Annotated in this window: 10 protein-coding genes; all 10 read left to right on the top strand. The window is 43.8% G+C overall.

The annotated features are described in order from the left end of the window. The first annotated feature begins 2 nt into the window (after positions 1-2). The 10 genes from ABU615_RS09815 (at position 3) to ABU615_RS09860 (ending at position 11,275) form a co-directional block, all read left to right on the top strand. The gene (locus ABU615_RS09815) at positions 3-635 is read left to right on the top strand and encodes a deoxynucleoside kinase (protein ID WP_267390039.1); all 633 of its coding nucleotides are present in this window, start codon (positions 3-5) and stop codon (positions 633-635) included. 576 nt (positions 636-1,211) lie between these two features. Beyond that, positions 1,212-2,003 carry a 3-methyl-2-oxobutanoate hydroxymethyltransferase gene (gene panB, locus ABU615_RS09820; RefSeq protein ID WP_100152715.1) on the top strand — a complete coding sequence of 264 codons (792 nt, stop codon included), beginning with the start codon at positions 1,212-1,214 and terminating at the stop codon, positions 2,001-2,003. A gap of 173 nt (positions 2,004-2,176) precedes the next feature. After that, complete coding sequence (thiD, locus tag ABU615_RS09825; protein WP_367488979.1) at positions 2,177-3,001, top strand: bifunctional hydroxymethylpyrimidine kinase/phosphomethylpyrimidine kinase; 825 nt, start codon at positions 2,177-2,179, stop codon at positions 2,999-3,001. 85 nt (positions 3,002-3,086) lie between these two features. Further along, positions 3,087-3,746: a uracil-DNA glycosylase gene (gene ung, locus ABU615_RS09830; protein WP_370388930.1), complete on the top strand. Its 660-nt coding sequence runs from the start codon at positions 3,087-3,089 to the stop codon at positions 3,744-3,746. Positions 3,747-3,831: 85 nt separating this feature from the next. Beyond that, the gene (gene rep, locus ABU615_RS09835) at positions 3,832-5,832 is read left to right on the top strand and encodes a DNA helicase Rep (protein ID WP_370388931.1); all 2,001 of its coding nucleotides are present in this window, start codon (positions 3,832-3,834) and stop codon (positions 5,830-5,832) included. 96 nt (positions 5,833-5,928) lie between these two features. Next, entirely contained in the window at positions 5,929-6,411 is a 483-nt protein-coding gene (locus ABU615_RS09840) for a peptidylprolyl isomerase (RefSeq protein ID WP_100139894.1), read from the top strand. A 175-nt stretch (positions 6,412-6,586) separates the two neighbouring features. After that, positions 6,587-9,316, top strand: coding sequence for a bifunctional [glutamate--ammonia ligase]-adenylyl-L-tyrosine phosphorylase/[glutamate--ammonia-ligase] adenylyltransferase (gene glnE / locus ABU615_RS09845; protein ID WP_370388932.1), 2,730 nt, complete (start codon positions 6,587-6,589; stop codon positions 9,314-9,316). 140 nt (positions 9,317-9,456) lie between these two features. Continuing rightward, positions 9,457-10,125, top strand: a complete 669-nt coding sequence (hda, locus tag ABU615_RS09850; protein ID WP_100139895.1) for a DnaA regulatory inactivator Hda — start codon at positions 9,457-9,459, stop codon at positions 10,123-10,125. After that, positions 10,122-10,787 (top strand): HAD family hydrolase, encoded by a 666-nt coding sequence (locus tag ABU615_RS09855; protein ID WP_370388933.1) that lies wholly within the window; start codon positions 10,122-10,124, stop codon positions 10,785-10,787. The genes hda and ABU615_RS09855 overlap by 4 nt, the downstream gene beginning before the upstream one ends. A gap of 11 nt (positions 10,788-10,798) precedes the next feature. Then, complete coding sequence (locus ABU615_RS09860; RefSeq protein WP_100152353.1) at positions 10,799-11,275, top strand: GNAT family N-acetyltransferase; 477 nt, start codon at positions 10,799-10,801, stop codon at positions 11,273-11,275. Positions 11,276-12,026: the final 751 nt, after the last annotated feature.

Genomic DNA, 12,026 nt, shown 5'->3' on the forward strand with positions numbered 1-12,026 from the left:
ATATGGATTATCGCTACATTGTCGTAGAAGGATCTATTGGCAGTGGCAAATCAGCTTTGAGCCGTCGTCTGGCACAGTATTTTGATGCATTACTATTATCAGAGATACCTGAAAGCAATCCGTTTTTAGAAAAATTCTATCTAAATGCTGCCAATCACGGGCTGGCTACAGAGATGCATTTTCTGATGCGCCGTTGTGAAGCCATCAATGTTATCTATGCTGAAGATGAACGGCGTTCACGTATTGTTGCTGATTTTCTGCTGGAGAAAGACCAGATATATGTACCGGTAATTCTGCGTGAAGAAGAGCAGACGCTGTATTGGCAAATCAAGCAAAAGGTGATGCCTAAATTTCCGGTACCGGATTTGGTGATTTATCTGGAAGCGGATGATGAATTGCTGGACAAGCGTCTGCGCCAGCGTGAGGATGGTATGATTAATTTGTTTCCTGCTGGTTATTTACAGCAGATTCATGCTGAATATCGCCGTTTTTTCCATTTATACCAGCATGCTCCATTACTGATTGCCAATACGAATGAGCTGGATTTTCTGGGTAATGAAGATCATTTTGAGTTGTTGCTTAATACCATTGCTAATATGCAGGGAAGTCGTAATTATCTGAATTTAAGCGAATAACTGATGTGTTGTGCTGTCGAGTAAAGCTGAATATTTTTTTGCGTAAGAAAGTAATTTTCAGCCGTTTTTTATCTGTAGTAATTTTGCTATTTCAGTGTGCAGCGCAGTTTAATCGGGGGTAAAAAAATATCAATGCCATTATGATGTTTGTTTGATATTTTTTGCATACTGATGCATGTGTTATTCAGTTTGGAAACCGTACTTTTTGGTAGAAAAAAGTACGGTTTTTGTTTATTGGATTGAAAATCAGTATACACATTCACACAATTTGCATGGTTTGGTTAAAAGCGTAAAAAAATGATGCTTGGCGTGATTGCTAGATGAGCAGATACGGATGATTAGTAATGTCGGGGGCAAGCGCACGTATCATCGTGCCGGTTAAATTTATCTTTAGCAAAATATTTGTTAATCTGCTCGGGTAAAAAGGTTGTCTGTGGTATTTTGCCGCACATTCAATTTGGCCGTTTGTTTATCAGTTTTACTGATTGATGAATTTGTTGTTTCCTTGCAGAAACAGACTGTGTATAACTACCGGCCGTGTTTTCTAATAAATATTATTATTTGATTTATCAATTTATGCATACCATTCACACTTTAAAAAAAATGAAAGCCGCAGGCGAAAAAATCGCTATGCTAACTTGTTACGATGCCAGTTTTGCTCGTCTGATGAGCGATGCTGGTGTTGACGTACTGCTGATTGGTGATTCCTTGGGTATGGCAGTGCAGGGACAAGCTTCAACTATTCCGGTTAGTGTTGACGATATTTGTTATCACACTGCGGCTGTGGCGCGAGGCAATCAGCAGGCGCTGATACTGGCAGATCTGCCATTTGGTGCATATCAACAAAGTAAAGAGCAGGCTTTTGCGGCAGCTGTTCGGCTGATGGTGGCCGGAGCACACATGGTAAAACTGGAAGGCGGTGAATGGATCGCTGAAACTACGCATTTTTTACAGCAACGTGGTATTCCTGTGTGTGCACATATCGGCCTGACGCCGCAATCAGTACATACGCTTGGCGGTTATAAAGTTCAGGGTCGCGGTGAAGCTGCGGCACAATTGCTAGCCGATGCTCAGGCACATGCTCAAGCCGGAGCGGATATGGTGCTGATGGAGTGTGTGCCAGTTGCTCTGGCAGCAAAAGTAACCGCATCTGTAAGCTGCCCAACCATAGGTATTGGTGCCGGTGTCGATTGTGACGGCCAGGTACTGGTGATGCATGACATGCTGGGAATTTATCCAGGCAAAACAGCAAAATTTGTGAAGAATTTCATGCACAATCAAACCAGTATTCAGGCTGCTGTCGGAGCCTATGTACAGGAAGTTAAAGCTAAGATTTTTCCTGATGCGGAACACAGTTTTACTGACTGATTGTTTGAATTAAATTTCTGTTTTTAATTGCAAATATTATATTTCTGGCGGTTTTTCCCTTTACAAACAAGGTTGCTTAAACTGATTGGTTTATTTGTATGGGCTTGTTTTTTTTGCAGGATGTATATATAAATTAAATCCTTGACTAATAAAAATTATTTTGGGAGTCGCTTATGGCCCTGGCCAAGCCTTACCCTCGTGCATTGACTATAGCCGGTTCGGATTCCGGTGGTGGTGCAGGTATACAAGCGGATTTAAAAACTTTTGCCGCACTTGGTGCCTACGGTACCAGTGTCATTACTGCAATAACAGCACAAAATACTTTTGGTGTGCAAAAGGTCATGGTGGTGACACCGGATATGATTGAGGCACAATGTTCGGCTGTGATGTCGGATATCCGTATTGATGCGCTCAAAATTGGTATGCTTGCGGATATTGAAAGTATACGTGTCGTTGCAGAGTCTTTGCAGCAATTTCATCTGCCTTTTACCGTATTAGATCCGGTAATGGTAGCCACTTCTGGTTCGGCACTTTCTATAGAAAACACCGTGCAAGCTATGAAGCAAATGCTCATGCCGTTTGCCGATATACTTACTCCTAATTTGTTTGAGCTGGCATTGCTGACTCAGAAAACGATGGCTACTTCTAGTGATGAAATGCTGGAGCAGGGGCAAATTCTGCTGGATGAAGGTTGTCAGGCTGTTCTGGTCAAAGGCGGGCATCTCAGTGAAGATGAAGAAGCCATAGACTGGTTACTGGAAAAGGATTGCGAACCAGTTTGCTTTAAGAGTCTGCGTATTAAAACATCTCATACACATGGCACTGGATGTACGCTTTCAGCAGCAATTGCCGCTTTACGTCCACAGCATGAAACTTTAGCTAATACAGTAGCTGTGGCTAAATGCTATGTGCACGGCGCCATTGAGGCTGGACAGCATTGGCATTTAGGACACGGTTATGGTCCTCTGGCTCATTTCTGGCGTTTCAAGCATGATTAGTGGTTGTATCTGTATGCTAAAATTGGCTGCATGAGTGAGTATCAGGGTAAAGCAGAAATTATCCTAATCGTATAGGGGAGAACATATGCAGACATGGCATCAGGCAATTGGTGCAGAAAAACAGCAACCATATTTTCAGCATATTCTGGAAACTGTCCGTGCCGAAAGAATGGCCGGTAAAATTATTTATCCGCCTGCTCAAGATGTGTTTAATGCATTTAAGTCTACTGAGTTTGCACAGGTAAAAGTGGTGATTCTAGGGCAAGATCCTTATCATGGTCCGCAACAGGCTCATGGCCTATCTTTCTCAGTTCGGCAGGGAATTGCTATTCCACCATCTTTGGTTAATATTTACAAAGAATTAGCAGACGATATTCCTAGTTTTCGTATACCACAGCATGGCTATCTGCAACATTGGGCGGAACAAGGTGTATTGCTCCTCAATACAGTTTTAACCGTGCGCGCAGGTCAGGCACATTCTCATGCTGAGCTGGGCTGGGAAACATTTACTGACCATGTAATTGCTGCACTGAATGCAGAACGTCAGAACGTTGTTTTTATGCTTTGGGGTAGTCATGCACAAAAAAAAGGAGCGATGATAAATCGCCAAAAGCATCTGGTACTGACTGCGCCCCATCCTTCTCCTTTATCCGCCTACCGTGGTTTTTTTGGTTGTAAACATTTTTCCAAAGCCAATGCATATCTGCAACAGCACGGTATGGCGCCAATCGATTGGCAAATTTAAGTTTACTATCCGGTTCACAGATGTCAGGATTAGCTGTTATCAGGCAGATGTCTCATCTATTGCGCCGGAAAGTATCTAGTAAATCATGTTGAATCTTAATCCACAACAACATCAGGCTATCCATTATTTGGATGGGCCGTTACTGGTACTTGCTGGTGCTGGCAGCGGTAAAACGCGTGTGATTACTGAAAAAATTGCCTATCTAATCAAGCAGGCTGGTTATCCACCGCATCAGATTGCCGCGATTACGTTTACGAATAAAGCGGCTCGTGAAATGCAAGAGCGTGTAGGGCATTTGTTGCACAAATCGCAGACCCGTGGTTTAAACATCAGCACGTTTCATTCATTGGGTATGCGTTTTCTGCGCGAAGAAGCGGCCGCAGCAGGTTATAAAAAACAGTTTTCTATTCTCGACAGTGCCGATGCGGGCAAAATTATCAGCGAGTTGCTGGGTAGCAGTGGCCGTGAAATGGTATTTAAGGCACAGCACCAAATTTCATTATGGAAAAACAGCCTGTTGTCACCAGAAACTATTATTCGGCAGGCAGATGATAGCTGGACACATCAGATAGGGCAGCTGTACGCCTCTTATCAGGATACTCTAGTAAGTTATCAGGCAGTTGATTTTGATGATTTAATCCGCATTCCGGTTGAGCTGCTGCAATCAGATGCAGACATCCGCTATAAGTGGCAGCTGCGCCTGCGTTATCTGCTGGTGGATGAATGTCAAGATACCAATACTTGCCAGTATGCGCTAATGCGTTTGCTTACAGGGGCGGATGGAAAATTTACTGCTGTAGGCGATGATGACCAGAGCATTTATGCTTGGCGTGGTGCCAATATGGAAAATCTGCGTCTGTTGCAGCAGGATTATCCGGATTTGAAAATTATCAAGCTGGAGCAAAATTATCGCTCTACTGCGCGTATTCTGCGCGTGGCCAATCAAGTAATCGCCCATAACCCTAAGTTATTCGCCAAAACTTTATGGAGTGAATATGGGCTTGGCGATATGATTGATGTGATTGCCTGTAAAAACGAAACCCATGAGGCCGATTTGGTGGTTAGCCGCATTGCGCACCAGAAACTGGTAGGCGGAGATGCGGTGCATTATCGCGATTTTGCCATCCTGTACAGGGGTAATCATCAGGCGCGAGTATTTGAAGAAGCTTTGCGCAGCAGACGGATTCCTTACCGTCTTTCTGGTGGGCAGAGTTTTTTTGACAAGGCTGAAATTAAGGATGTGCTCGCTTATGTGCGCTTACTCGCCAACCCAGATGATGATCCGGCTTTTTTACGCGCGGTGACTACTCCGCGGCGTGGAGTGGGCGAAACGACACTGGCAAAGCTGAACAATTATGCCAAAGTGGCGCAATGCAGCCTGTACGAGGCGGCGCGCAGTATGAGTGCTTTGGCAGAACTATCTGCCAAAAGCCGTGAGCCTTTACAGCAGTTTATGGCGATGCTGGCGGATTATCAAATACGCGCACGTACTGAAGCAGCTGGCAACTTGCTACACAATCTGTTGTCTGATATTGCTTATGAAGCACATCTACTGAACACAGAAGAAGGGCGTGCAGGTGAAATCAAGTGGCGTAATGTACTGGATTTGCTCGGCTGGATTAGTAAAAAAGGAGAGGAAGACGGTAGAAATATACTTGAAATAGCCCAGACCATTGCCCTGATGACCTTGCTGGATGGTAAGGAAGACGAAGATGCGGATATGGTGAGTATGTCCACATTGCATGCTTCGAAAGGATTGGAATACCCATATGTGTTTCTTGTTGGTTGTGAAGAAGGCGTTTTTCCGCATGCGGATAGCGTGGAGGAAGGCAATATCGATGAAGAGCGCCGGCTGATGTATGTTGGTATTACCCGTGCTCGTCAGACGCTCACGCTGACCCATTGTCATAAGCGCAAACGTGCCGGAACGTGGGAATTTCATGAACCCAGCCGTTTCATAGATGAAATGCCGGCAGATGATATACGTTTGCTTGGGCGCAAAGGTAGTGAACCCATTGTCAGTCACTCGGAAGGCAAAAGTATATTGGCCGGAATGATGGCGCGACTGGACAGTCTGCAATCCTGATGGTGCCTTAACATCAGCAGCATGTGATGTTGCTGGTTCCATGTTAAACTACATCCTGTTTGCTGCTCGTGCAGTTTATTGATTATGGAAAAAATTATGAAAATCGCCAAAAACTCTGTAGTGACGCTGGATTATGAAATGTTTGATGCAGATAACCAGCTGATAGATAAAACGGAAGAACCTATCAGCTATCTGCATGGTGGTTATGATGGTATTTTCCCGTTGGTGGAAGAACAGTTGCACGATAAAGCAGTTGGCGATGTAGTAGATGTTACATTGTCTCCGGATGATGCTTTTGGCGAGCAGGAGGAAGATCTGATTCGCATCGAACCACTGGATGTGTTTCCGGTAGAAGTAGAAGTGGGCATGATGTTCGAAGCTGACGATCCAGAAACTGGTGAAGTGATGGTATACCGTATCACCGATGTGGCTGATGGTAAAGCCGTAGTGGATGGTAATCATCCCTTAGCCGGCCAGCGCATTCGCTTTAAAGCAACTGTAAAAGACATCCGCCCAGCTACTGCAGAAGAGCTGGAACACGGCCATGTACATGGTGCCCACGACCACCATCATCACTAATACATTACATCAATACGATTGTAACTGAATCTGTATAAAGAAAAGGGAATATTCATTATGATATGAATATTCCCTTTATTAGTATTTTATGAGTGATACCAACAGTATTGTACTGATGAGCCATTGTTAATTATCTGAAAGTTGTCAGTTCACAGTATTTAGGTCAGGCGGTATCATGCTCACACACAACTGTTACCAATTCAACAGCAACATGACTCCTGCACACATTCTCGCCACAGCCCGTCCATATTCATTGTTTCTCAGCCGTCTGCTAGATAATTATTTGCTCGACCAGAACAAACTTTTTCCATGGCTGGAAAGACGTCTGACGTTGGAAGATTTTCACGGTTTTGCCAACTGGACACAATTGCAGGCTGGTGAAAATGAGGCAGAGTTGAAACGCCAGTTGCGCCTGCTGCGCCGCCATGTAATTGCACATATCATGGCGCGCGATCTGGCACGGGTGAGTGATTTACAGGAAGTCACCACCACCATAACTCATCTAGCTGATTTCACCATCAATATCGCTGAACAGTATGCACATGCTTATTATGCTGGACTATATGGCGAACCAATTGGCGCCCTCAGCAATACATTTCAGCGGCTGAGTATAGTGGGCATGGGCAAGATGGGTGGATATGAACTGAATGTTTCCTCTGATATAGATTTAATTTTTGTTTTTCCGGAAGCTGGCGACACCGACGGTAAACGCCAGAAAAGCAATCAGGAATTTTTCACCAAAGTTGGCCAGAAAATCATATCGCTACTGAATGATATTACTGGTGACGGGCAGGTTTTCCGCGTAGATATGCGATTGCGTCCAGATGGTGATGCTGGGGCATTGGTAATAAATGAAACCGCGCTGGAACAATATCTGATACAGCAAGGACGGGAATGGGAGCGCTATGCATGGACTAAGGCTCGATTAATAACCGACTATCCGAATCATATCGCTGCACTTGTACGGCCGTTTGTGTACCGTAAATATCTGGATTTCAATGCCTACGATGCCATGCGCAATCTGCATCAGCAAATTCAGCGTGAAGTGACCCGCAAAGGCATGGCGGACAATATCAAACTGGGTGCCGGTGGCATTCGTGAAGTGGAATTTATTGCACAGATTTTCCAGTTGATACGTGGCGGTCAGATACGCAGCCTGCAACTAAAAGGCACACAGGAAACACTGCATGCCTTGCAGGAACAAGGCATGCTGTCAGCAGAAAATGTTGATATCTTGCTACAGGCTTACCATTTTCTGAGAGATACCGAACACCGCTTACAATATTGGGATGATCAGCAAACGCAGATGCTGCCGGCCGGCACAGAGCAGCAACAAATGCTAGCAAAAAGTATGGGCTATGCCGATTATGAGCACTACCTTTTTGCATTGAATCAGCACCGTTGTGCTGTTAACCAGATTTTCAATGCCATTTTCACTGAGCCGGACGATAAGGCTAAAGCACAAGATCCTGATATGGTACGCGTTTGGCAGGTTGACAGTGATAGCGAAGAAAAAACTTCTTTACTAACAGCACATGGCTTTAATGCTCATAATGTAATTCAGCGTCTGCAACAACTACATCATGGCAGTCAGTACCGGCAGCTATCGTCATCTGCGCAACAGCGTTTTGATGACATGATTCCGTCTGTACTGAGCGTAGCAGCCAGATATCCGCAGCCAGATATTACATTAACCCGATTGCTTGATTTTGTAGAAACCATTGCTCGGCGCAGTTCATATTTGGCCTTTATGCATGAGCATCCCGAAGCTTTAGATAAACTGGCCGGACTCATGAGTCAAAGCAGCTGGGTTGCTACATACTTACAGCGGCATCCGGTATTATTGGACGAACTGCTTAGCAATGAACTAATGCGCAAGGATACTGATTGGACAGTACATGCGCAGGAGCTGACAAAGTTGTTGGATGATTGCCATGATGATGTCGAGGCGCAAATGGATGTTCTGCGCCGGTTTCAGCATGCATGGACTTTTCGTCTGGCGGTACAGGATTTGGCCGGTTTGTGGACAGTAGAAGGGTTGTCAGATCAGCTTTCTGCACTGGCAGACCTAATTATACAAAATGCACTGAATAGAGTATGGGCGCAATTACCACGACGTCACACTGAAACCCCGCATTTTGCTGTGATTGGTTATGGCAAACTGGGGGGTAAAGAATTAGGTTATACCTCAGATTTGGATTTGGTTTATGTATTTGATGATAACCATCCCGATGCTATTGATACATATACACGTCTGGCCCGTCGTCTTACCAGCTGGCTAACAGTACCAACCGGTGCAGGTACACTTTACGATATTGATTTACGGCTGCGCCCGAATGGCGATTCAGGTTTTACTGTTACCCATATACAGGCATTCGAACGCTATGAACGTGAAAGTGCATGGACTTGGGAGCATCAGGCCCTAACCCGAGCCCGCTTCATTGGTGGCGACAGCAACGTGGGCATACGATTTGATGGGGTACGTAGCGAAATTTTATGCCGCAAACGTGATACCGTCTCTTTAAGCAACGAAATCATCGCTATGCGCGAAAAAATGTTTCCTACACATCCACCCGTAGACACAAATGTAAAATATGCCCGCGGCGGAGTAGTGGATGTGGAATTTATCGTGCAGTATCTGATACTGGCACATGTGCATCAGTATCCGCAATTACTAAACAATTACGGTAATATTGCCTTGCTCAGCATCGCTGCCGAATTGGGGCTAGTAGACAGCTGTAAGGCCGAAGGCAGTCGCATGGCATATCGGTATTATCGCCAGCAACAGCACAACACTCGTTTGCGCGACGCTGTCAACACCAACATAGACGCCACTTTGCTCTCCAATTATCAGGTCGTAAAGCAGCTTTGGACACAAGTATTTGGAGTAAAGCCAAAAGAATAATTTCATCTTTTTGCCATGGACAAGTGCAAACGTAAAATCCTTATTCCTCAGTAGCATTACTCCAATGTGCTGCTTGAAAGAAACAAAGCAGACAGCGTACAATCAAAGGCCGCACTACCTTTTCAAACTGGTCTAACGTAGTGAACCAACTGATATTTGACTTTGATGATCGCAGCTATCCCGGATTTGACAAATTTCTCGGCCATACCAACGCCGAACTGATTTATGTTTTACAGCAGCAGGCAGATCCGTTTATCTTTGTTTGGGGCGAAGCCGGTAGCGGTAAAAGCCATTTACTAAAAGCATGGGTAGCGCAGGCGCAATCGCGCGGTCTGAAAGCCGAATATGTTGACGCTGCGAGCGAAGGACTTGGTTATTGGCTGTTTGACCTCGATTGCGTTGCTGTGGATCAGATTGAATTACTCAGCCCTGCCGAGCAGCAGCAGCTTTTTTCTTTATTCAACCACTTTCGCAATACCCGTCAGGGCAATCTGCTTTTAAGCTCTGCCATCCCCCCCCAGCAGCTTATGATTCGCGAAGATTTACGTACCCGTATGGCTTTTTGTTTGGTATATGAAATCAAACCATTAAGCGACGAAGAGAAATTTAACGCATTGGTAGGCATGGCACGGGCTCGGCAAATACCGGTGGATGCTGAAGTTATCCGTTATCTGCTGGCTCACTGGCGCCGCGATTTGGACAGTCTATTGCTAATGCTCAATACCTTAAATGATTATTCACTTGCGCAGGGGCGGCGCATCACTCTTACCTTACTGCGGCAGCTACTTAAACAACAGGAACATGCATGAATCTGGCTATTTTTGACCTTGACCATACTCTGATTAATTGTGATTCGGATAACGAATGGCCGAAGTACCTGATGCAGAAAGGACTGGTCGACAAAGCGTTTGTTGACATGAAAAACAATAAATTCTATCAGGATTACCTAAATGGCTGTCTTGATATAGATGAATTCCTGCAATTCCAGCTCGCACCTCTGGCACGATTTACCCGTGCCGAACTGGACAGCATGCATAGCGAATACATGCATGACTTTATCGTATCGCATATTTCCACTATGGCAAAAATGCTGGTACAGGGGCATCGTGATGCTGGAGATGAAATGTTGCTATTATCGGCTACAAATGAGTTTATTATTGCCCCGATTGCAAAAACATTTGGTATTCAGAATATTATCGGCGTACAGTTAGAAACTGATGCAGCAGGTAACTATACCGGACGCTACGTAGGCACACCCAGCTTTAAAGAAGGCAAAGTTATCCGTCTGCAACAATGGTTGGCACAACGAGGGCAACAACTGAGCGATTTTACCAAAGTTTATTTTTACAGCGATTCACATAACGATTTACCGCTCCTGCAACTAGTAACTGACCCGGTAGCCGTCAATCCTGATGAAAAATTAGCACAGTATGCCCACCGCCATGGCTGGCCGATACTCAATTTCATGTAAAAGGATGCATCATGAATATCGCAGAAAATGTGCAAATTGTTGATTACAGTGACCGCTATCATTCTGCTTTTCGTGATTTGAATGCAGCGTGGATAGCTAAATATTTCGAAATGGAAGACAGTGATTATCAGCTACTGGATAATCCCAGACAAGCCATCCTAGACAAAGGCGGCCACATACTGGTGGCACTGGAAAACGGCAAACCAGTAGGCGTATGTGCCCTGATAAAGCAGCATGGTGACCCATATGATTATGAGCTAGCCAAATTAGCAGTGGCCCCAGAGGCACAGGGCAAACATATTGGCAGACATTTGATAGAGGCAATCATTGCCAAAGCCAGAGAAGAGGGCGCAAAAAAACTTTATGTAGAAAGCCATACTAGTTTGAAACCGGCCATCCATCTTTATCAGCAAGCCGGATTTAAAGAAATTGCCAACCTTCACAGCACATTCAACAGAGTCAACATCCAGATGGAACTGAATCTGTAATCCATTAAATTTTCCATATATAGTAAAATCTGTGAATCTGCTTGTTAGATTCACAGATTTTTTGATCCAAAACCTAATTTTGAGCTGATGTAGGCACTAAAAAGGTGATTGTCATTAGAGCATTGCCTGATTTCATTTATCCAACAGCATAATCTGTTAATTAAAGCATTAGACTGTCAGCATATTTTCAAAAATATAAACGTTGTGGATACAATAACGTTATTCTAAAACCGTTAATTATATAAATTTAATATCAATTGTATAAACACCTGACTTCCTTCTCCTAAGTAAAAATACTAAATCATTCTGCCTAAATAAACCCTCTTTATATTCTCTGGTATATCAGAATTGAAGATGAATGCGACAGGTAAATTATTGATTAAACGTAAAGACTATTTATTAATTGAGAAAATGAATCACGAAGTTATATCTCAATCAAAAGCTTTGAATAAAATGCCTGATTTTTAACAGCATAGTGTCTTCTATAAGACTGGCTGGCCAGAATACCATATGTAAATCAATGAAATATTTTAAATGGCCAAATAAAATAGATTTCAATAAAGCATCCAGAGACAAACAGATACCACAAAAAATAAAATTTATGCTTTCATTATAGTGGTTTATAGCATCTTTTGATTGATTGCAGAAAAATACTGCCATCCAATACAAGATTGCGATTATATTTTGAGGAACCTAATTCGCATTTGAGTATGGTTTTATAATCATGCAAATCACATAATGATAAGTTAAG

This window comes from Snodgrassella alvi (assembly GCF_040741455.2).
GTDB classification, from domain to species: Bacteria; Pseudomonadota; Gammaproteobacteria; order Burkholderiales; family Neisseriaceae; genus Snodgrassella; species Snodgrassella alvi_E.